Annotated in this window: 20 protein-coding genes; 12 read left to right on the top strand and 8 right to left on the bottom strand. The window is 65.9% G+C overall.

The window, feature by feature from the left end; translation table 11 throughout:
• Window positions 1–304: 304 nt before the first annotated feature.
• Genes ACOI2T_RS34040 through ACOI2T_RS34030 form a run of 3 tightly spaced genes read right to left on the bottom strand, consistent with a single transcriptional unit; the run spans window position 305 to window position 2,602 of the window.
• Complete coding sequence (locus ACOI2T_RS34040) at window positions 305–1,258, bottom strand: ABC transporter substrate-binding protein (protein ID WP_409506405.1); 954 nt, start codon at window positions 1,256–1,258, stop codon at window positions 305–307.
• Between the two features lie 27 nt (window positions 1,259–1,285).
• A complete protein-coding gene (locus tag ACOI2T_RS34035) occupies window positions 1,286–1,990 on the bottom strand; it encodes a maleylpyruvate isomerase family mycothiol-dependent enzyme (RefSeq protein WP_409506406.1) in 705 nt (234 codons plus the stop codon).
• 9 nt (window positions 1,991–1,999) lie between these two features.
• Complete coding sequence (locus ACOI2T_RS34030) at window positions 2,000–2,602, bottom strand: TetR/AcrR family transcriptional regulator C-terminal domain-containing protein (RefSeq protein ID WP_085146063.1); 603 nt, start codon at window positions 2,600–2,602, stop codon at window positions 2,000–2,002.
• A 90-nt stretch (window positions 2,603–2,692) separates the two neighbouring features.
• On the opposite strand from ACOI2T_RS34030, the gene ACOI2T_RS34025 reads away from it, so the two are divergent.
• From ACOI2T_RS34025 to ACOI2T_RS34010, 4 genes are read left to right on the top strand one after another with little or no spacing between them, the layout of a single operon-like run.
• A complete protein-coding gene (locus ACOI2T_RS34025) occupies window positions 2,693–3,676 on the top strand; it encodes a nitrilase-related carbon-nitrogen hydrolase (RefSeq protein ID WP_409506407.1) in 984 nt (327 codons plus the stop codon).
• Window positions 3,673–4,689 carry an agmatine deiminase family protein gene (locus ACOI2T_RS34020; protein ID WP_409506408.1) on the top strand — a complete coding sequence of 339 codons (1,017 nt, stop codon included), beginning with the start codon at window positions 3,673–3,675 and terminating at the stop codon, window positions 4,687–4,689. Before ACOI2T_RS34025 ends, ACOI2T_RS34020 begins: the two co-directional genes overlap by 4 nt.
• Window position 4,690: 1 nt before the next feature.
• Entirely contained in the window at window positions 4,691–6,331 is a 1,641-nt protein-coding gene (locus tag ACOI2T_RS34015; protein ID WP_409506409.1) for an amidohydrolase, read from the top strand.
• A 10-nt stretch (window positions 6,332–6,341) separates the two neighbouring features.
• A complete protein-coding gene (locus ACOI2T_RS34010) occupies window positions 6,342–7,685 on the top strand; it encodes an APC family permease (RefSeq protein WP_409506410.1) in 1,344 nt (447 codons plus the stop codon).
• 20 nt (window positions 7,686–7,705) lie between these two features.
• Here the strand turns inward: ACOI2T_RS34010 and ACOI2T_RS34005 are convergent, their stop codons facing one another.
• Window positions 7,706–8,125 carry an organic hydroperoxide resistance protein gene (locus ACOI2T_RS34005; protein ID WP_085146067.1) on the bottom strand — a complete coding sequence of 140 codons (420 nt, stop codon included), beginning with the start codon at window positions 8,123–8,125 and terminating at the stop codon, window positions 7,706–7,708.
• 117 nt (window positions 8,126–8,242) lie between these two features.
• Here ACOI2T_RS34005 and ACOI2T_RS34000 point away from each other — a divergent pair, with 117 nt between their 5' ends.
• Window positions 8,243–8,698 (top strand): MarR family winged helix-turn-helix transcriptional regulator, encoded by a 456-nt coding sequence (locus ACOI2T_RS34000; RefSeq protein ID WP_409506411.1) that lies wholly within the window; start codon window positions 8,243–8,245, stop codon window positions 8,696–8,698.
• On the opposite strand, the gene ACOI2T_RS33995 is transcribed toward ACOI2T_RS34000, so the two are convergent.
• The 3 genes from ACOI2T_RS33995 to ACOI2T_RS33985 all read right to left on the bottom strand — a co-directional run bounded on the left by ACOI2T_RS33995 (window position 8,685) and on the right by ACOI2T_RS33985 (window position 13,753).
• The gene (locus ACOI2T_RS33995; protein ID WP_409506412.1) at window positions 8,685–10,640 is read right to left on the bottom strand and encodes an MFS transporter; all 1,956 of its coding nucleotides are present in this window, start codon (window positions 10,638–10,640) and stop codon (window positions 8,685–8,687) included. The two genes, ACOI2T_RS34000 and ACOI2T_RS33995, sit on opposite strands and share 14 nt — an antisense overlap.
• A 177-nt stretch (window positions 10,641–10,817) precedes the next feature.
• Entirely contained in the window at window positions 10,818–11,843 is a 1,026-nt protein-coding gene (locus ACOI2T_RS33990; RefSeq protein ID WP_409506413.1) for an alcohol dehydrogenase catalytic domain-containing protein, read from the bottom strand.
• Window positions 11,844–11,845: 2 nt separating this feature from the next.
• Window positions 11,846–13,753: a flavin-containing monooxygenase gene (locus ACOI2T_RS33985; protein WP_421875292.1), complete on the bottom strand. Its 1,908-nt coding sequence runs from the start codon at window positions 13,751–13,753 to the stop codon at window positions 11,846–11,848.
• Between the two features lie 294 nt (window positions 13,754–14,047).
• Here ACOI2T_RS33985 and ACOI2T_RS33980 point away from each other — a divergent pair, with 294 nt between their 5' ends.
• From ACOI2T_RS33980 to ACOI2T_RS33970, 3 genes are all read left to right on the top strand, one after another.
• Window positions 14,048–14,902, top strand: a complete 855-nt coding sequence (locus tag ACOI2T_RS33980) for an alpha/beta fold hydrolase (RefSeq protein ID WP_409505260.1) — start codon at window positions 14,048–14,050, stop codon at window positions 14,900–14,902.
• Window positions 14,892–15,710 (top strand): methyltransferase domain-containing protein, encoded by an 819-nt coding sequence (locus tag ACOI2T_RS33975; RefSeq protein WP_409505259.1) that lies wholly within the window; start codon window positions 14,892–14,894, stop codon window positions 15,708–15,710. Before ACOI2T_RS33980 ends, ACOI2T_RS33975 begins: the two co-directional genes overlap by 11 nt.
• 376 nt (window positions 15,711–16,086) lie before the next feature.
• Entirely contained in the window at window positions 16,087–16,770 is a 684-nt protein-coding gene (locus ACOI2T_RS33970; protein ID WP_409505258.1) for an HAD family hydrolase, read from the top strand.
• An 11-nt stretch (window positions 16,771–16,781) separates the two neighbouring features.
• Here the strand turns inward: ACOI2T_RS33970 and ACOI2T_RS33965 are convergent, their stop codons facing one another.
• Window positions 16,782–17,849, bottom strand: coding sequence for a diaminopropionate ammonia-lyase (locus ACOI2T_RS33965; protein WP_409505257.1), 1,068 nt, complete (start codon window positions 17,847–17,849; stop codon window positions 16,782–16,784).
• Between the two features lie 107 nt (window positions 17,850–17,956).
• Here ACOI2T_RS33965 and ACOI2T_RS33960 point away from each other — a divergent pair, with 107 nt between their 5' ends.
• From ACOI2T_RS33960 to ACOI2T_RS33945, 4 genes are all read left to right on the top strand, one after another.
• Window positions 17,957–18,871: a LysR family transcriptional regulator gene (locus ACOI2T_RS33960; RefSeq protein WP_409505256.1), complete on the top strand. Its 915-nt coding sequence runs from the start codon at window positions 17,957–17,959 to the stop codon at window positions 18,869–18,871.
• A 76-nt stretch (window positions 18,872–18,947) separates the two neighbouring features.
• Window positions 18,948–19,709 (top strand): LamB/YcsF family protein, encoded by a 762-nt coding sequence (locus ACOI2T_RS33955; RefSeq protein WP_067848038.1) that lies wholly within the window; start codon window positions 18,948–18,950, stop codon window positions 19,707–19,709.
• Between the two features lie 11 nt (window positions 19,710–19,720).
• Window positions 19,721–20,341 carry a 5-oxoprolinase subunit B family protein gene (locus ACOI2T_RS33950; RefSeq protein ID WP_421875287.1) on the top strand — a complete coding sequence of 207 codons (621 nt, stop codon included), beginning with the start codon at window positions 19,721–19,723 and terminating at the stop codon, window positions 20,339–20,341.
• Window positions 20,341–21,216, top strand: a complete 876-nt coding sequence (locus tag ACOI2T_RS33945; RefSeq protein ID WP_409505254.1) for a 5-oxoprolinase subunit C family protein — start codon at window positions 20,341–20,343, stop codon at window positions 21,214–21,216. Before ACOI2T_RS33950 ends, ACOI2T_RS33945 begins: the two co-directional genes overlap by 1 nt.
• The last annotated feature ends 10 nt before the right edge of the window (window positions 21,217–21,226 follow it).

Here is a 21,226-nt window from a genome sequence, read left to right as displayed (position 1 = left end):
GTCGCTGAAAAGGCCTCGTGCGCAACACCATTCGCTTGAGTCCCACGCCGGCGATCGCACCTGTCACTCTGGCCCCGTCGGCCTCTTCGGTCACGCGATTTCCGCTGCCCACCTATCAGCGACAAAGTCGCGCGCATGCGGGCGCGTTACTGCAGAGGCCGATGCGGCGGGACGATGCTTGTGTGCTGCATGTGATTTGACCAGAGCGGCGGACGGTGCCAGTGGGGCAGGTGAGTCGGTTTCCGCGACTTTGTCGCTCGTAGCCGGGCGAACCCACACCACGTCCGCTCGCCGTGCCGGGCGGCTAACCCAGCACGCGCGAGAGCAGGGGCGGCAACTGGTCGGCGACGACGGGATACGACAGTGGCGACGCGAACGCGATCGCGCCGGCGAGCTCCTTCGTGGTGAAGATGTTGCGGTTACCCACGGTGGCCTTCAACTGCGCGATCGTGGGATCGGCGAGCAGGGCGTCGCGCTCCTGGTCGCTTTCGGTGGTCCAGATCAGTACATCGGCGGTGTCGAGCACGGATGCCCACTGATCGCGCGGTATGAGGGCGGGCACGTCGGGGGCGGTGAGGCCCATCTGTGTGAGGAACTCGGTGCGCCACCCGGGTGGCCGGGCCTGCAGGCTGTCGCGATACAGCGTGCCGCTCAGCAACACTGCCTTCTTTCCGGTGAACTGAGGGTTGTTGGACGCCACGGCCGTGAACTTGTCCTCGACGCCCTTGATGAGTCCCGACATCTCGTCGTTCTTGAACACGGCCTGGCCGATGGTCGTGGCCTGGTCTTTCCAGGGTTCGAAGAACGCGTCGCGTCCGGACTGCGCGATGGTCGGCGCGATCCCGGAGAGTTTGGCGTATGTGTCGGCATCCAGGCCGGCGTTGGTCGCGACGATCAGATCGGGTTTGAGCGCCGCGATCTGGTCGACCTGGACGCCGTCGGCGAGGCTCAGCACGGTCGGCTGAGCGCCTGCCAGTTTGGGCTGGGCCCACGGCCACACCGCGAACGGTTCACCACCGAACCAGTCGGTCACCGCGATCGGGACGACGCCGAGGGCGAGTAGATCGTCCTGCTCGGTGAACCCGGCACTGACGACCCGCTGCGGTGGCGCCGGGATCTTCGTCTCGCCGAAGATGTGCCGGACGGTCACCGACCCGTCTTTGGCGACTTCGCCCGGCTTTTGCGAACCACACGCGGCAACGAGCGCCACTCCGGCGGTGACCGCCAGAAACCCACGCCGTGACAAGGTTGTCGGCACTTCGCCAGATTAGCGGCAAACCCGACGCTAGGGCGTGAGCGCGTGTGCCAGCGCCGCCCGTGCCGCGCCGTCATCGCCGTCGATCTCCGACCTGTCGAGGAGGTTGATCCGTTTCCACAGGCCGAGGTAGAGCGTGGCGGCGTCGGAGGTCACCGTCGCGACCGGTTCCCCGTCTCCGAGGGTCCACTTGTCGCCAGTGTCGTTGGCGCAGAACTGGATCGGTGCGGCGATCGGCTCGGTGCGGCCGAATCGGACCTGGCGTGGATAGAACACCGACAGCACCTCGTCCACCCCGTCGGCGGCGAACGCCGGATCGAAGCGGAGTGGGTCGCTTCCCAAGGCAGTGATGAGGTCCACGCGATGTATCGCGTGCTCGTGCGCTTGGCGGCGGCCCCAGAACCCGGCCAGCCGGGGCGGCGGCCCGAAGTTCCAGCACGCTTCCTCGGGGCTGATGGCTCGCATCGCGGTCAGGTAATCCGGGATGCCGTCGACGAAATCGGCGACGGCCCGCGTCGGGTCGGCGGCCGGTTCACGCTCTTGCGCCACCTCGCGGGTGCGCAGGATCTCGCGGACCCAGCCCTCGACCGACCACAGATGGCCGAGCAGGTCGGCGACGGTCCATCCCGGGCACGTGGGAACCGGTCGGCCGAGGTCACCGCCCTCGGCCAGCGCGACTGCTTCTATCGCCATCAGGTCGGTTTGCAGCCGGCTCAGAAACTCATTGTGGTCCACCCGTGCAGATTACGGTTCGGCCAGTCCCCGTAGCAGCACGGCGAGGCCGAATTCGAACGCATCGTCGGCGCGCGCGGGCTTGGGCGCGCCGGTGGCCAACGCCGCCGCGAGCTCGGGCCCGACCTCGGCCCCGGATTCCCACGGTTCCTCCGGCGCGGCGAGGTCCAGCGCAGAGCCGAGGACATAATTGTCGAACATCGTGATGATCCGCAGGGTGTCGGCGGGATCGAAACCGGCCCGGGCCAGCGTGACGGCCAGTGCGTTGTACATCGTGAACGCCTGGGTGCTGTTCACGGCGTAGAGGGTGAGCAGCGGGATCAGCCGCGGATAGCGAGCAAAACTGCGCCGGTAAGAGCGCATGACGTCGGCCACGATGTCGGCCCAGGGCCGGTCGGCGTCGATATCGGGCAGATCCACGTCTGACATCGCGCGCTCGCGCAGGAGCTCGACGATCTGTTCACGCCCGGACACATGGTTGTACAGCGACGACGGGCTGACCTTGAGCTTGCGGGCCAGCTCCGGGATGGTGAACCCGCCCGTTGCGCTCACCAAATCCAATGCTGCAGAAGCAATCCGGTCTGACGACAGGATCGGTATCGACGGACGTCCCATGGCCGGTTCCCCCTAGTTTTCGTCCCACCGCTTTACAACACGGTGGTCCGCATCACACAATAAACGAACTGCATTCGTTTTAGGAGTCTGATGATCACCCTGACGGCCACCGCGCCCGAACCGCTGTCGCGTACCACTGCGTCTCAGCGGCCGCCGCTGCGAGTCGGGCTCGTGCAACACCGCTGGCGCCCGGACGCCGACGAGTTGGCCAAAGTGCTGCGTGACGGCATCGACCGCGCCGCGGGCGCGGGTGCCACCGCGGTGTTCCTGCCCGAGATCACGCTGCTGCGCTACCCGGCAGACACGCCGGCGGGCCCCAACCCGGGCGACCACGCCGAGGATCTGACCGGCGGGCCGACCTTCGCGCTCGCTGCCGAAGCCGCGCGCGCCAACGGCATCTTCGTGCATGCATCGCTGTACGAAAAGGCGCCCGCAGCAGGCGGTCTCGGCTACAACACGGCCATCCTGGTCTCGCCGTCCGGCGAACTCGTCGGACGCACGCGCAAGATGCACATCCCGATCTCGGCGGGCTACTACGAGGACACTTACTTCCGGCCCGGCCCAGCTGACGACAATCCGTACCCTGTCTACAACCCCGAGGGCCTGGGTGCCCGCCTCGGCATGCCGACCTGCTGGGACGAATGGTTCCCTGAGGTGGCGCGCAACTACTCGCTGGGTGGCGCGGAAATCGTCGTGTATCCGACCGCGATCGGCTCGGAGCCCGTGTTCCCCGCGTTCGACACCCAGCCGTTGTGGCAGCAGGTGATCGTGGCCAATGGAATCAGCAGCGGCCTGTTCATGGTGGTGCCCAACAGAACTGGCGACGAGGGCACGGTCTCCTTCTATGGGTCGTCGTTCATCTCCGACCCGTACGGCCGCGTCCTCGTGCAGGCACCGCGCGACGAGGAGGCGGTACTGGTCGCCGATCTCGACCTCGATCAGCGGCGGGACTGGCTCGAGCTGTTCCCGTTCCTGCTCACGCGCCGCCCCGACAGCTACGGACCGCTGACCGCACCGGTCGACCCGTCCCGTCCGTACGGCGCCGGCCATGCGGCCACCGCGGTCGTCAAATGACCCGATACGTCATGCCCGCCGAGGGCATGCCGCAGGATCGGGTGTGGATGGCCTTTCCCTGTGAGGGCTACTCCCTGGGTGACACCGAGCAGGAGCAGCACGAGGCACGGTCCACCTGGGCTGCGGTCGCACATGCGATTGCACAGTTCGAGCCGGTGACGATGCTCGTCGACCCCGCCGAGATGAACGCTGCGAAACAATATGTGTCCCAACAGGTCGAGCTGGTCGAAGCGCCACTGAACGACGCCTGGATGCGCGATATCGGCCCGACCTTCGTGCACGCCGCCGACGGTTCGGTGGCCGCGGTCGACTGGGTGTTCAACGGGTGGGGCGGCCAGGACTGGGCGCGCTGGGATCGCGACGCCAAGATCGGCGCCACCGTAGCGGAGCTGGCCGGGGTCGAGTTGGTGTCATCGCCCCTCGTCAACGAAGGCGGCGGTATCCAGGTCGATGGTGAGGGCACCGTACTCGTCACCGAGACTGTGCAATTGGATCCCGGCCGCAATCCGGTGGCCACCAAGGCCGGCGTCGAGGCGGAGTTGGCGCGCACCATCGGCGCGACCGATGTGGTGTGGTTACCGCGGGGGTTGACCCGCGACAGTCAGCGGTTCGGAACGCGTGGACACGTCGACATCGTCGCGGCCTTCACCCAGCCGGGCCGGCTTCTGCTGCACACTCAGCAGGACGAACAGCACCCGGACAGCGTGGTGTCCAAGGAGATTCGATCCGTTCTCGAGGACCGGTTCGACATCGTCGACATGCCGGCTCCCGCGACTCTCACCGACGCCGAGGGGTACGTCGATTACAGCTACATCAACCATCTGGTGGTCAACGGTGGCGTGATCGCCTGCAGTTTCGACGATCCGCGTGACGCCGACGCGGTGGCGATCCTGGCCGAGCAATATCCGGGCCGGGAAGTGGTCAGTGTCGACGCCCGCCCGCTGTTCGCGCGTGGTGGCGGAATCCACTGCATCACCCAACAACAACCATCCCCGATAACCACCCGGAGTTAGTGTGAACGCGCGTAATGTGCCGACCGTGCTCGACACGGCGGCCACCCTCTTTCATGGCGGAACCATCTGGACCCCCATGACGACGCCGACCGATGCGCTGTTGATCGCCGACGGCGTCGTACGGGCGGTCGGGGAACAGGCCAAGGCGCAGCACGCTGACAAGCAGGTCGATCTCGACGGCGGCTTCCTCATGCCGTCGTTCGGCGACGGGCACGCGCACCCACTGTATGGCGGTCTGGAATCGGCAGGCCCGCCGGTGCGGCAGTGCCAATCGATCGACGAAATAGTGCTGGCCGTCAAGGAATACGCCGCTGCCCACCCCGAGCAGGAGTGGATCGTCGGCGCGTCGTACGACGGAAGCCTGGCGCCCGGCGGCTTGTTCGACGCGCGGTGGCTCGACGCCGCCGTCCCGGATCGCCCGGTTGTGCTGCGGGCCTGGGACTATCACACGTTCTGGGTCAACTCGGTGGCGTTACAGCGGGCCGGCATCACGGCCGACACTCCCGAACCCGTGCTCGGCGAGATCCCGCGCCGCGAGGACGGCTCGCCGCTCGGCACGTTGCGCGAATGGGGTGCCACGGATCTGGTCGCGGCGGTGATGCCCGCCCGTGACGAGGCCGTGCGCGTCGGTGCTCTGGGTACTGCGGCCGACTATTACCTCGCCCACGGTGTGACGTGGGTGCAGGACGCCTGGGTCGAACCTGCCGACGTCGACACCTATGCCGCCGCGGCCCAGCAGGGTGCGCTGCGCATGCGGTTCAATCTGGCCTTCTATGCCGATCCGCGCCATTTCGATTCGCAGGTCGAGCAATACGCGGCGGCCAGGGACCGCGTACAGGCGGCCGGGTCGCCGCTGCTGACCGCGCACACGGTGAAGTTCTTCGCCGACGGCGTCGTGGAGAACGAGACCGGTGCCCTGCTGGCACCGTACTGTTCGGGCCTGCACAACCACGGCATGCAGTTGTGGGAGGGCGATTCGCTCGCCCAGGCGGCGCGCCGTGTCGATGAACTGGGCATGCAGATCCACATTCACGCGATCGGCGACGCCGCGGTGCGCCAGGCCCTGGATGCCATCGAATACGTTGTGCGGCAGAACGGTCCGCGTGACCGCCGCCCGGTCATCGCGCACGCGCAACTGGTGGATGACGACGACATCGGCCGGTTCGCCGAACTGGGCGTGATCCCGAACATGCAGCCGCTGTGGGCGCAGATGGATGCCTTGATGACGGTGCTCACCATCCCGCGCCTCGGGCCGGAACGGTCCGACAAGCAATACCGGATGCGCACGCTGGAGAACTCCGGCGCGGCACTGGCTTTCGGCTCGGACTGGCCGGTGTCGTCCGGTGCACCGCTCGACGGCATCGCCGTAGCGGTCTCCCGGCGTACGGCCGAAGGCGATCCGGCAGGTGGCTGGACGCCCGATGAGATCTTGCCGATCGAGCCTGCCCTCGCGTCCTACACCGGCGCGGTTGCGTTCCAGGCATTCGCCGAGGCGGACTGGGGACGGATCACGCCGGGCGCGAGTGCCGACCTGGTGTGGCTGGACCGTGACCCGCGCACCGTGTCCCCGCTGGAGTTGCCTGCGGTGCAGGTTCGTGCGACCTATTTGCAGGGCCGCCAGGTCTATTCGGCCGCGGATTGAGAGGAATGACATGTCGAACACCACGGAGGTGACCGAGGGGCAGTTGCGCCGGGCGCTCGGCCTGCCGTCATTGGTCTTGTTCGGTTTGGTGTACATGGTGCCGCTCACGGTGTTCACCACCTACGGCATCGTCACGCAGACCAGTGGCGGACGCCTTCCGCTCGCCTACCTGGTGACCTTGGCGGCGATGGTGTTCACCGCGCGCTCCTACGCCAGGATGGCCGTCGCGTATCCCGTTGCGGGGTCGGCATACACGTATACCCAGAAGTCCTTCGGCGCCCCGGTGGGTTTCCTCGCCGGCTGGTCGCTCATGCTGGACTATCTGTTCTTGCCGATGATCAACTACCTCGTCATCGGCATCTATCTGGAGGCCGCGTTCCCGGCCGTACCGGCGTGGATCTTCATCCTCATCGCGATCGCGATCGTGACGGTGCTCAACATCGTCGGCATCGTGTCGGTGGCCCGCGCCAACTTCGTCATCATCGCGATCCAGGCGATATTCATCGTCACGTTCCTGGTGCTGGCGTGCTCGAAGGTGTTCGGCCTCGGCACCGTTGACCTGGCCGCGCCGTTCACCGGTGACGGTACCGCGCCCGGGTTCAGCCCGATCTTCGCCGGTGCGGCGATCCTGTGCCTGTCGTTCCTGGGCTTCGACGCGGTGTCGACCCTGTCGGAAGAAGCCAAGGATCCCAAACGGACTGTCCCGCAGGCCATCATGATCGCCACCGTGGTGTCGGGCCTCATCTTCGTGGTGCTGTCCTACCTCGGGCAGCTCGTCTTCCCGTCCAACGAGTTCGCCGATGTGGATTCCGGATCCCTCGACGTGATGGTGACCGCAGGTGGGCAGTTCCTCGAAACCTTCTTTACCGCCGCATATGTGGCAGGCGCATTGGGATCCGCGATCACGTCGCAGGCCTCGGTGGCCCGCATTTTGTACGCGATGGGGCGCGACGGCATCCTGCCCCGATCGATCTTCGGCTACGTGTCACCGCGTTACTCGACTCCGGTGTACGCGATCCTCGTGGTGTCGGTGTTGTCGTTGCTCGCCATCGTGATCGATCTGGCCATCATGGCGTCGCTCGTCAGTTTCGGTGCGCTCGTGGCGTTCTCGGTCGTCAACTTGTCGGTCATCAAGCATTACTACGTCGACAACCACGAACGTGCGGGAGGCCAGGTGATCGGTAGTCTGGTGTTGCCGCTGATCGGATTCCTGTTGACCGTGTGGCTGTGGACGAGCCTGTCCGGTCTGGCGCTCATCATCGGTTTGTGTTGGCTGGCAGTGGGATTCGTGTGGCTGGCCGGGGTCACCCGCGGGTTCCAGCAACCGACCCCGGTGCTGGACATGAAGGAGTAGACCCCGGCCCGCTACGAGTGTCAGGCCACGTTCAGCGTGACGTCGACGTTGCCGCGGGTGGCCTTCGAGTAGGGGCACACCTGGTGTGCATCGTCGACGATCGCCTGCGCGGTCTCGCGATCGACGCCGGGGATGGTGACGTTGAGCCGCGCCTGAAGCGAGAACGCCCCGTCGGTGTTGAGAAGATCGACTTCGGCGTCGACGGCGGTGTCGGCGGGCAGCTTCACGTTGTGCTTACCGGCGGTCAAGCCCATGGCGCTGAGGAAGCACGCAGACCAGCCGGCGGCGAACAGCTGCTCCGGGTTGGTGCCCGAACCGTTTCCACCCGGCGGGGTCAACTGGATGTCGAGGTTGCCGTCCGAGCTGTAGGACTCGCCCTGACGTCCACCAGTGGTGTGGGTCTTGGCGGTGTAGACGACATTCTCGGTCTGTGTGGCCATGTTGGTCTCCTGTTCATCTTTTAGTCGGATCCGATTGAATCGGATGCGTTAGACATTAACACCGAAAACCGCGATGTCAATCCCATCCGATTGAATCGGATCCGATAGAATATGGGCGTGACAACCAAGAGCCCGCGCTTGGCCGACTTCATGTGCTTTGCGATCTATTCGGCGAACCTCGCCTACGGCAAGGCCTACAAGCCGATCCTCGAGCCCCGCGGCGTCACGTACACGCAGTACATCGTGTTGGTCGCCTTGTCCGAAGAGGATCACCAGACGGTCGGCAGCCTCGGCGAGAAACTGTTCCTGGAATCCAACACCTTGACCCCGATCCTCAAGAAGCTCGAATCGCTCGGTTATGTGACGCGCCAACGAGATCCGAAAGACGAACGCCAAGTCGTCATCAGCTTGACCGACGCCGGCCGCGCGCTTCGCGAAGAGGCCTTGGAGATGGACCTCGTCGCCGCGACCGGGCTCTCGCTCGACGAACTCAAGACCATGCAGCGCGGTGTCGCGGCGCTACGCGACAACCTGCGCAAGCACGTGCAGGAAGGTGCCGCTACTCCGGAATGACGAGAACGGGCGTGGTGGCGTGCGCGACGACGGCTGCCGCCACGCTGCCTTCGAGGTGTCCCAGCAGTCCGCTGCGTCGGTGCGGTCCGATCACGATGAGGCTCGCGTTGTGTTCGTCGGCTGCCTTGACGATGCCCTGCCACGTGGGCGCGCCTTCGACGGCAACACTGCGGGCCACGAATCCGGCCGCGCCCGCGAGTTCTGCTCCGTGCGCAGCCGTCCGCGCGGCAGCCTGCCGCACCTCGGTGGCCTTGTCGGCGTCGAAATGTGTTCCGCCGGTGGGGGTGAAGCCGACATCGACGGGCTGCCAGACACACACCACGACCGCGTCACGCCGAGGCGCGAGCTGCGCTGAAGCCTGTCTGATCGCACATGCGGCGCGTTCCGTTCCGTCGTAGGCGAACAGCACCGGCCCCGTCGAGGCCGACGTGGACCGGCGTTCCGGAACGAGGAGGGTTGCGGCCCGTTCGGCGGGAATCGTCGGCGCCGGCAGGCCCCGACGGATCCGCGCGAGAAGCGGCGGCGAGTACCACGCCGGCGACTCGCCGTCGAGGAAGCGATCGAGATCGGGCGTTTGGGGCCGCGCGCCGCTGAGCGCGTAGACCGCCACACCGAACAACGCGCCACCGACGGCCAAGCCGAACCCCACCCACAACGCATCCCCGGTACCTGCCGTGAGACCGCCCGACGCGTTGACGGCGAAATGCGCGAAGATCGGCGCGACCATGAACGCGGCCACCGCCCGCAGCAGCTCGATGATCGCGAAGACACGCTGAAGGCTGTTGGACTGCAGCGAGAATCCGGCGACGAACAATGCCGGTGCGACCGTGGCACCCAGCGCGAGGCCGGTGAGTGCGGACGCGATGAGTGCCAACGGTTGATTGGCGGGCAGCGCCAGCCGGAAGACGACGATCCCGGCGGCGAGCAGTGCCATGCCGACCAGCGGCAGATAGTGCATCGCACGTCGCGTGATGACGAAGCCGAAGACGAAGGCCATGACGATCGCGCCGCCGAGCTCGGGCAGATACAGCAATCCGACCTGCACCGGGCTGTAGGTCTGCAGGAACACCCCGGCCGTCAGCGCGGTCGCCGCCACCGAAGCCGCCGCGGCGAACAGGGCCACGCCGACACCGGCGACCGGGATGGCACTGGTGAGCATCGCCCGGATGGTCAGCAGCGGTCGGCGTGCCTTGAACTGGTAGACGATGAGAACCACGATCAGTGCCAGGCCGCCGAGCATCGGCACGGTGACCGCGGGGTCAGAGAAATTGTGGCTGGTCAGTTGTGAGGCACCGATGAAGGCCGCGGCGCAGCCGACCGAGGCCAGGCCGATCGCCGTCAGGTCACGCGGCGCGTCGAGATCGGCGGGCGGGGCGTCTTCGAACGTCAATGCCGCCATCACGAGCGCCAGAAGCGCGATCGCAGCCACCACCCAGAACAGCGGCCGCCACGAATTCGCTTCGGCCTGAACGCCGCCGATGAACGGGCCGAGGGCGACGGCCCCGAACACGCACATGTTCATGATGACGGCGGTGTGGCGAAGCTTGTCTCGCGGAAACCCGATGGTCAGCGGCGGTGCCGCGGCGATCAGCAGCATGCTGGTGGCCAGGCCCTGCAGTATGTGACCGCAGACGAACATGACGCCGTTCTGCGCCGACGCCGCGATCACCGAGCCGATGACGAGAACCACCGCATACAGCAACAGCATTCTGCGTTGCGGCAAGTGTTGGGCGAACTGGACGGCCAGCACCGTACCGACCGCATACGCGGCGTTGCCCAGACCGGAACTCAGGCTCATCGCCTGCTCCGACATGTGCAGTTGCTCGCAGATGATCGGTACCAGCGGGTCCAGCGCGGCGGATAACGCCAGGTAGGGGATCAATGCGAGGGTGACCATCGTGGCCACTGCGGGATAGCGACCGGCGAGGGGGCCTTGGCGCATCAGCTGCGCCCGGTGTGGGTGGGAAGGGGTGTGCGCACGTGTCCGTGAAACGACCAGTGGCGTGACCGCTATTCCATTTTTCGCGAGAACATTCCCAATGTGGGCACTGTCACGAAAAAGTGTCGGACAGTAGGCCTTTCAACAAGTTCACAGCGAACTGGTAGGAAACTGTACGGTTTACGGATTCAGTCGGACCTTGAGATGCTCGCCGGATCGTGACATGGCGGCTGTGTATCCGTCGGCGGCCTCGTCCAAAGGCAGTGTGTCGGTGAAAATCCCGTCGACATCCAGCCGGCCGGCCTGCAGCAGCGGAATCAACTCCGGCCACGTCTGCTGCACGGGCGCGGTCGTCATGCGGATGGTGAGGCTGCGCAGCAGGCACGCAAGGGCGGGTAGGGGGTAAGGCTGCAGGTCATGCACACCCACGATCGACACCGTGCCGCCCGTGCGCAGGGCATCCAGCGCGTCGTTGATCGACGTGTCGGTGCCGACGGCGTCGATGACCGCATCGACACCCAGCCCACCGGTGGCTTCTCGGATCGGCTGTGCGGATGGCGCCGTGATCCCTTTCGCGCCCCAAGCTTCTGCTCGCTTGCGCCGAGCCTCGACCGGGTCGACCGCGAAAACCGTTGCTGCACCGAGCGTCAACGCGCTGCGCAGCGCGCACATGCCCACTGCGCCCAATCCGATGACGGCCACCGTGCCGCCGATGGGGATGTCGGCTCGCTTCGCTGCGGCCCAACCGGTGGCCAGGTTGTCGGTGAGCAGCAGGGCCTGTTCGGTGTCGATGCCGTCGGGCATGGTCAGTAGCTGAAAGTCGGCAGCAGGCACCGCGAGTAGTTCTGCCTGTGCGCCGCCGAGGATCCCCGAGCCGAAGATCTGCGGGCCTTGCACACATTTGATCGGGTCGTGGGTCGCGCAGCCGGCACATCGGCCGCAACCGGCGACCGAGGACACCAGCACTCGGTCGCCCTTCTGGAATCTCGTTACCTCCGAGCCGGTTTCGACGACCGTACCGACGGCTTCGTGGCCGAGGGAGACCGGGTCGGCGATGGGGTAGTGGCCTTCGAGGAAGTGCAGGTCCGAACCGCAGATCGACGCGGCCTCCACTTGGACGATCGCGCCATCCGGACCGGGCAGCGTCGGGTCGGGCCGGGTGTCGACGTGGATCTCACCGGCGTTGTCGACGACGACCGCGCGCATCTTCAGGCCTCCATGATGAAGTCGGACCAGACGGGTTCGTCGATGGCGGAGCGGTATTCGCTGAGCCGCCACGGGCTGACGGTGTGAATCTCCCCGTCGGTGTTCTTGAAGTACGAGTGCTTGATCGACGGGTGTGCCCACACGGTCTTGCGGATCTCTTCTTGAGAACGCTTGTGCCAGGCCCTGGTCGGCTCATCGCGTGGTTCCATGGTTTTCAGCCCGTTGGTGACGAGATGTTCGAGGCACTGGTTGATGTAGCGCATCTGCAGTTCCGAGTTGAGGATGAGGCTGCCGCCGTGCGCCAGATGCGTGCCGGGGCCGTACGTCATGAAGAAGTTCGGGAAGCCCGGCACGGTGATGCCGCCATACGCGTAGGGGCGTTGTCCCCAGAGCTCACGCAGATCGATGTCGTCGCGGCCGGTGATGGTCATCGGGAACAGCACGTCGGTGGCGCGAAACCCGGTGGCGTACACGATGATGTCGACGTCGTAACGGGCGCCGTCTTCGGTGACGATGCCCGTCGGGGTGATGCGTTCGATCGGCGTGCGGATCAGGTCGACGTTGTCGCGCTTGAGGGTGCCGAGCCAGCTGCCGTTGTCTTGCAGGGTGCGCTTCCCGGTGGCCGGGTAGTCCGGCAATACTTTCGCCAACAGGTCGGCATCGTCGCCGACCTGGGTGGTGATCCAGTCGGTGAACATGATGCGCGCGACGGCGTTGATGTCGCTGACGGCGTTGCCCTGGTCGGTGTAGTAGGGGTCGACGCGTGCGGCGTCGAGACCTTTGTCGGCGCCCGGCCACAACAGCAGAAACCGGTACCAGCGGCCGTAATACGGCAGATGCTCCATTGCCCAACGGACGCCGTCGTGGACCGGCTCGTGGTACATCGGGTTCGGGAACATCCACTGGGCGGTGCGCTGGAACACCGTGAGGTGCTCGACTTTGTCGGTGATGGCCGGGGCGATCTGAAAGCCACTCGCCCCCGCGCCCACGAGGGCAACGCGCTTGCCGGTGACGTCGACGCTGTGGTCCCACGCGGCGGAGTGAAACGACGGGCCGTCAAACGTTGCCGCGCCGGGGAATTCGGGGATATGCGGGCGGTTGAGTTGGCCGACTGCGGTGATGACGGCGTTCGCGGTGTAGGTCTGGTCGTCGGTGGTCACCGTCCATGCATCGTCGTCCCAGCTGACCGAGCGGACTTCGGTATTCCATCGGATATGCGGCTCGAGCCCGTGGCGGTCGACGACGTCACGGAAGTACTGACGCAACTCGGGTTGCTCGGCGAAGAAGTGATCCCAATGGTTACTGGGTTCGAAGCTATAGCAATAGAAGTGGTTGGCCACGTCGACGCGGGCGCCCGGATAGCTGTTCTCCCACCATGTTCCGCCGGGACCGGCGTTCTTCTCCAGGATAGTGAACGGGATGCCGGCTTGCTTTAGCCGGACGCCGGCCAACACCCCTGATTCGCCGCAGCCGATCACGATCACGTGGAAGTCGTTTGCCTGCTCGGGGTCGAGTGCGTTCGGCCGGCGCGGGTCGACACCTTCGAGGTCGAGTTCCTCCAGAACCAATGGGAGATTGTCGTCATCGACCGGTTCACACGCCGCCCAGTCCAACATCTCTTTCACGAGTTCGGCCGGCAACGGATCTGGCACCGGACAGCCACGCTCTCGGTAGTCGGCGATCACCGGTAGTGCGGCCGCTCGGGCCCTGGCCTTGTCCTCTTCACTCATGAAGCCCTGGACCTCATTGAGGAACAGCCCGGCCTGCTTGAACTCCCGGATGAACCGCGGATCACCGGTGATGTGCACGAGCGAGAGCAGCAGCGTCGGGATGCTGACGTCCTGCAATGCCGCCTCGATGTCTGCATCCGACGTGGTGAACGGCTGGCCGACATGGAAACTCCGGGTCACAGCCGGTTACGCTACTCACCGTAGCGATATGTGACAAGGGTCTGAACTGGGATGGCCGCCGCGTGTTTATTGGCCGACCGACTTCGTGGAAGTGTTGACCTTGCCGTTGCGGCAGCTTCTAGCGTGGGAGGTCGACCGGAGTCAGGCGTCGGCGAGTTGAGTCGGATGAGCAGGTGACATGTATGTCGCGAGTGACGGCACATTATTTGCGTTTTCGCGAGGCGGTAATCAGCTGCGTCCTGCCCGTCCCGCTCCGAGTGCTATCGATGGTCGAACAGACGCTCGGAGCGGTTCATGGACATCGTTGAATACGATCAACTGCCGTCGCGACGCGTTGCGGTTGATGGCGGCGAGATGTTTTCGATCGATGCTGGCACCGGCCCAGTCGTTGTGCTGGTGCATGGCAGTCCGCTCTTCTCGCTGGAGTTCCGAGGGACCATCTCACGACTGCTGCCGGATTTTCGCGTCCTCGCACCCGATCTGCTGTCATTCGGTCAGTCGTCGGGGCCGTCGCACGGGGCCGACTTCGCCCAACAGGCTCGTGCGCTGCGAAGCTTCCTTGACGCGCTCACACTCGATCGCTTTCACTTCGTGGGCCATGACTGGGGTGGGCCTATCGGCCTTGCAGCGGCGGCCCGGCGGCCCACGCAGATCGACCGGTTGGTGCTGTTGAACACCACTGTGCGCGCGGACTTCCGACCACCGATGTACTGGCGGCCCCTGACCGCTCCGTACCTTGGCGAGGCGGCATTGGTGCCCGCCAACCTCTACTCCCGCGCTTTGCCGCTGTTCTTGCGAGCGGCGCACCGTGACAATGTTCTTCAAGCACGTTATCGGCAGCCGCTTGATGAGTTGGCCACCCGCCGAACGATTCTCAGGCTCGAGCGCCTCGAGGGTTATGTATCCGAATGCCGGCTGATCAAGCGGAGATTGCCGGAGATCGCTGGCCCAAAGTTGATCATCTGGGGCAAGCCGGAGCCCTACTTTCGCCGTGAGGGTCCGCGATTGCGTGCGTTCTTGCCGGAAGCACAGTTCATCTACTTGCCTGGCGCCGGTCACTTCGCGGCTGAAGACGCGCCGGATCGAGTCGCTGAGGAGATCCATGGGTTCCTCAAGTCACCGGATCACCAATCGTTGTGTGGCCAGTGACGAAGTCCTGCCGGAAATCGGGTCGATCGTCATCTGCCGGCCTGACAGGATGAGCGGCACCATGGACCTTCCCCGTATCTTCACCATCCGCGAGACCAGCCACCGCATTCACAACCCCATGACTGCCGCCAAGTTCGCCGCCTTGGGTGACGCGCTCCGCTTGCCTCCTGGTACACGCGTGCTTGACCTGGCCTGCGGCTCGGGCGAGATGTTGTGCACCTGGGCACGTGACTTGGGCTTTAGGGGCACAGGCGTGGACATCAGCACGGTCTTCATCGAGCAGGCTCGGGCCCGCGCGATGGAGCTCGGCGTCGCCGACCGGGTGGAGTTCGTCCACGGCGACGCCTCTGGTCATGTGGCAGACGAGCCGGTCGATCTAGCCGCTTGTGTCGGTGCCACCTGGATCGGCGACGGCGTCGCTGGAACGGCCGAGTTGCTGAGCCGCAACCTTCGCCCGGGAGGCATGATGCTTATAGGCGAGCCGTATTGGCGTCAGATCCCGCCGGATCTGAAGGCTGCGCAGGCCTGCCACGCCACCAGTCTGTCCGACTTCTTGCCGCTGCCCGAGCTCATCGAGAAGTTTGGCGACCTCGGCTACGACATCGTGGAAATGATGCTCGCCGACCAGGACAGCTGGGACCGGTACGTCGCGGCGCAGTGGCTCAACCTCCGTCGCTGGCTCGACGAGAACCCCGACGACGAACTGGCGCCCGAGGTACGAGACGAGCTCAGTTCCGAGCCTGCACGCTACGTACGCTACATGCGGGAGTTTCTCGGTTGGGGGATCTTCGCCCTGATGCAGCGATGACCTCGTAGTGAGGGTGCTGTAATAGGCTGTCGCACAATCGGTTATAAACCGCAAACCTATGACGTCCCGTAGAGACGCAAAGGCCTGCGCAGTCACCGTTGCCACGTCGCCGCTGAGCCCCGCGATCGGTGGGCCGCCACGTTGGTGAATGACGTTGGCGAGCACAACAACGTAGATGTCTGGTCCCGGGCGGTGGCGATATTCCATCCGTCACGGAGTTTGAGAACCGACAGCAGGTTCTCAGACTCGGTGTCATATGCTCCTTTGAGATGCACGTCGATGCGCTACATGACTCGAAGTTGAGACGACTTGGTTCGTCGCGGTATGGCATGCGCATGATCGCTCGCCGTATGGCCGTGTTACGGCAAGGATCGCGATGATCAAATACGTATTCTTCGACTTCTTCGGCACACTCGTCGACTACAACCCGTCGATCCATCCGGACTACAACGCGCCGTTGGCATTTGCGCGGCGTGCCGGGTCGGAGATCTCCGAGAGTGCTTCCAATGCATACTGGCAGATGGCGTGGGACGATCTCGATGCCGAGGCTGTAAGGTCAGGGCGAGAGTTCTCCATGTACCAAGTGGCGCAAAGGTATTGGCGTTCGATCGGATCGCCACCGCTTGTCGTGGGGGCCATCGACACGCTCATAGCCGAGTATCTCGACGCATGGACGGCGAATGTCTCGCCGGCGCCGCATGCGCTCGAGTGTGTCGCCGATCTGTCGTCTGATCATGCGCTGGCGATCGTCAGCAACACCCATCATCCGGATCTGGTTCCGCGCCTGGTGCGACAGTTTGGTCTACACACGTCCATCGACCGCATCGTCGCGTCGGTGAATGTTGGCTGGCGCAAGCCTCACCCGCTCATCTTCGAGGCTGCTCTGCGTGAAGTTGGTGCTGCTGCGCAAGAAGTCGCGTTTGTCGGCGACAACTGGGATGCCGACATCGAGGGTCCTCGACAGGCGGGAATGGCTGCCGTGTACGTGGGTCGTGCCACCGAACACCGGCCCAGCGCAACTCTCAAGGAACTGCCGGGCATTGTCAGGTCACTGACATGACGGCCCGATACTCAAACCGAAGCTGACTGTCCGGCCGCACTGGAGCCTTCGGTGTTGAGCAACAGGACCGTTGCATCAGTGCCCAGGCTAAGTCGCGAACGGGCGGGTTCGGCTGCCAAGCTCCGTAACGCGGCCAGGCTGGCGGCACCACACGGGCCGGCGTCGACACCGAGTTCGGCGAGCGTTGCCATGGCCTGTTCGGCTTGTCGGTCGTCGACCGCCACGGCACCGGCCAGACCCTTCTGGAGATCGGGCCACGCGAGGTAGGACGGTGTGCCGCAATTGAGTCCGGCCATGCTGGTCTGGCCGGTCGGCACCGACATGAGCGCACCCGCGGCCAGGCTTGCGCGCAGACAGTCGGCGACCATTGGTTCGACAGCGACAACCCGGCAGTGAGGGCGCGAACGGCCGAAGGTCACCGCGGCATGGGCGAGGGACCCGACACCGGCGGGCACGACGATGAGATCGACATCCGCGCCGACTGCTGCCACTTGATCAGCCGCTTCATCGAACAGAGTCGAATAGCCGTCGACGATCCACTGCGGGATGTCCTCGTAGCCGGGCCATGAGGTGTCTTGTACGAGCAGCGCGTCGGGGTCGGCGTCGGCCAGCGCGGCGGCCTGCCGGACGGCGTCGTCGTAGGCCACCTCGAGGACCCGGACATCGGCGCCTTCGGAACGGATCAGCTCGATGGCTCGCTCCGAAACACCTTGGGGCACAATGATCGTGGTCGGAATATTCAGGAGCGCGCCCATCCGGGCCACCGCGCGGCCGTGGTTGCCGTCGGTCGCGGTGATCAGGCGGGGCCGCGCGCGATCGGTCGACCGCAGCGCTCGATGGACGGCCCAGGACGCGCCGAGCATCTTGAACGCCGGAAGCCCGAGCCGCAGCGACTCGTCCTTGACCATCACCGCTGCCAAACCGAGCGCGCCCGCGACCGTCGGCAGCGGAACCAGCGGGGTCACCGCGTAGCCCGGCAGGGTCTCGTGGAACCGCCGGATCTCGTCGGTCTGCCGAGGTTCGGCGGTGCGGCCGGGGGACCAGCCGGGGTTGAGCAAGAACGATTCGGTCGTCAGCACGGAACACCTCCTGACCGGAACACTAGGCACTGCGGCGGCACGGCAACATCACCGATTCCTGCCGTCAATCCGGCAGCAGAACTGAAGTGTTTTCCTACAATCGGGTGATGTTGGACGTCCGGCGATTGCGTTTCCTCGTGGAGCTGAGCCAACGCGGCACGATCGCGGCGGTGGCCGATGCCCTGCACATGAGCCCGTCGGGGATCTCTCAGCAACTGTCCCTGCTCGAGCGTGAGGCCGGGGCGGCGCTGCTGGAGCGGATCGGTCGCGGAGTACGCCTCACCGAGGCGGGCAGGCGGCTTGCAGAGCGTGGCGCCGACATCCTGGCGGCGCTCGAAGTGGCGCACGCCGAGCTGCGCTCCGGTGAAGAGCCGCCGACGGGCACGTGCCGGGTGGCCGCGTTCGGGAGCGCGGCCCGCGCACTCGTCCCGGCTCTGCTGGAATGCCAGAAACGGCATGAGGGTCTGCGGGTCGAGCTCGTCGAGTCGGAGCCGGAGGTCGCGGTTCCGGCGCTGCTCAGCGGTGAATTCGATCTGGTGGTCAGCGAGGAGTACCCCGGCGGCGCCCCGTCGCTGCCCCGGCACGTGCACCGTGAAGTGCTGGCCGAGGACGCTCTGGAGATCGTGGTCGCGGCCGATCTGCTGAGGGGGCGCGACGTTGTGCAGGCGGGCAGCGCCCTGCCGTGGGCGCTGGAACCCGTCGGCGCCGCCTCCCGGGCCTGGTCGGTCCAGCACTGCCTTGGGCTCGGCTTTGCGCCGACCGTGCAGTTCGAGTCCTACGACCTCGACCTGCTCTTGCTGGTGGTTCGCCAGGGTGCTGCCGCAAGCATTCTGCCGCGTCTCGTCCTGCCGCCGCGGCGGGAGGGCACGGCCCTGGTCCGGCTCGAAACCGGATGGTCGCGCACCCTCGTCACGTTGGCGAGGCAGGCCAGAGCGGGTGACCCCTCGGTGCGAGCCGTCCGGCGGTCGCTACACGGCCGATTCGGCGAATCGGCAGTGTCGCTGACGAATGAGCGTCAGTGACCGAAGCTGTTCCTCACTCCGCGCGGCGGGAATACTCGGACCGAGACGATCTAGTCGAAGCAGGCAGGAGGAGCCCATGGCGCCACGAGTAGCGTTGACAACCGACATCGGTGAGGGGCTGGGCCGATGGAGCCTCGGCGACGACGATGCGTTGCTCGAGATCGTCACGAGCGCCAACATCGCGTGCGGATTTCACGGCGGTGATCCGGGCATCATGCGACGCACCTGTGCGATCTCGGTCAAGAACAACGTTGCGATCGGTGCGCAGGTGAGCTACCGCGACCTCCACGGCTTCGGTCGTCGCTACATCGCTGTCCCGGGTCCGGAGTTGCGTGACGATCTGCTGTACCAGATGGGCGCGTTGGAAGTCTTCGCCCGATTGGCCGGCGGCAAGGTCGACTACGTACGGGCCCACGGTGCACTCTGGAACGTCGCCACCAAGAACACCGAGCACGCGCAGGCCCTCGTCGACGCGACACTCGAATTCAACAGGGACCTACCGCTTCTCGCCGCCGTGGACACCGAGGTGTGGCGGCTCGGCACGGACGCCGGACTCCGGATGGTCGCGGAAGCGTTCGTAGACCGCGCCTATACGCCAGAGGGGCTGCTTCAGTCCCGCAGCGAGCCGAATGCACTGTTGACCGATGCCGACGCCGCCGCGGCGCGCGCCGTGCAGATGGTCACCGAGGGGCACCTGACCGCCAACGACGGCAGCGAGGTCAAGGTGACCGCCGACGCGCTGCTGGTGCACTGCGACACTCCCGGTGCTGTCGACATCGCGCGCAAGACCCGCGCCGCACTGGAGGCCGCGGGTGTCGAGCTGTATCCCATTCGGTGACAGCCGGTTCGGTGTCCGTGCCCCAATTGCGGCCGTGCGGTGAGGAGGCCTGGCTGCTCGACCTCGACGACAACCGGATGGTTCATCGGTGGGCGGCAGCCGTGCGACAGGCCGACCTGCCGGGCGTGCGAGAGGTCGTCCCGGGCCTGACCACGCTGCTCGTGACACTCGACCCCGAGTCGACGAACGCAACCGCGCTGCGGGCGGCGCTGGAAAATCTGCGACCCAGCCCCGAACAGGCTGATGACCGAGGGCATCACGTCATCGAAGTGCGTTACGACGGTGAGGATCTCGCCGAGGTGTCCCGCCTCACCGGGCTCACCGTCGCCGAGGTGGTGGAAGCGCACACCGGCACGCCGTGGCGCGTGGCGTTCTGTGGCTTCGCCCCCGGATTCTCCTACCTGGTCGGCGGTGACGCGCGTTTGCGGGTACCGCGCCGTGGCGAGGCACGTATCAGGGTGCCGGCAGGCGCGGTCGCGATCGCCGGCGCGTTCTCGTCGGTCTATCCCCGGGTGTCGCCCGGTGGGTGGCAACTGTTGGGGCACACCGATGCGGTTCTCTGGGACACCGCCGCCGAGCCGCCCGCAGTGCTGCGTCCCGGTGCGACCGTGCAGTTCCGCGACGTGGGCTGATGAGCGCGCTCACCGTCACATCCGTCGGCGTGCAGGCGCTGCTGCAGGACCGCGGGCGAAGCGGTTTCGCCCACCTGGGCGTGGGACAGTCGGGCGCCGCGGACCGCACCTCGTACGACCTCGCGAACCGCCTGGTCGGGAATCGGCCAGGCGCGCCCTGCATCGAGGTCACGCTGGGGCGCATGGCGTTCACCGTCGACGCGCCCGTGTTGATCGCGGTGACGGGCGCACACGTCGCCGTTGCCTGCGGTAATCGGCGGCACGGGCCGAACGCCGCATTCGCGGCGCGCCCCGGGGACACCATCACGCTCGGACCGGCCACCGAAGGGCTTCGCACGTACGTCGCCGTGCGCGGGGGGCTCGTCGGCCGGTGCGTGCTGGGATCGATGTCGTGGGACACCATGGCCAAACTCGGCACCCCGCCGCTGCGGGCAGGCGATGCCTTGCGCATCGGAGGTGCTGAGGACGACTGGCCCGCAACGGATTCGGCGCCGCTGCCGGCAATGGACACGCGATCGATGAAACTTCCGCTCATGCTCGGCCCGCGTGACGACTGGTTCTGTGACGTGACCCGGCTTGCCGACCATGAATTCACCGTCACCGCCGACGCCGATCGCGTCGGCATCCGCCTCGACGGTCCCGACATACCCAGATGCCGCAGCGGAGAACTCGCCAGCGAGGGTGTGGTGCTCGGCGCACTGCAAGTGCCGACCAAGGGACGGCCGACATTGTTCCTGGCGGATCGGCCGGTAACCGGCGGTTATCCGGTGCTTGGCGTCGTTCCGCGGGCGGGTGTTGACCTCGCCGCCCAAGCCGTCCCGGGGACGCGTATTCGGTTCATGCCATTCCGCGCGCAATTGAATGGCAATCGGTGACAAACATGGC

Origin of the sequence: Mycolicibacterium wolinskyi str. Jessa 2025 (assembly GCF_049241375.1) — a bacterium.
Classification (GTDB): domain Bacteria; phylum Actinomycetota; class Actinomycetes; order Mycobacteriales; family Mycobacteriaceae; genus Mycobacterium; species Mycobacterium wolinskyi.
The sequence above is the reverse complement of the archived record's forward strand: the minus strand, read 5'-3'. Positions and strand labels throughout refer to the sequence as shown.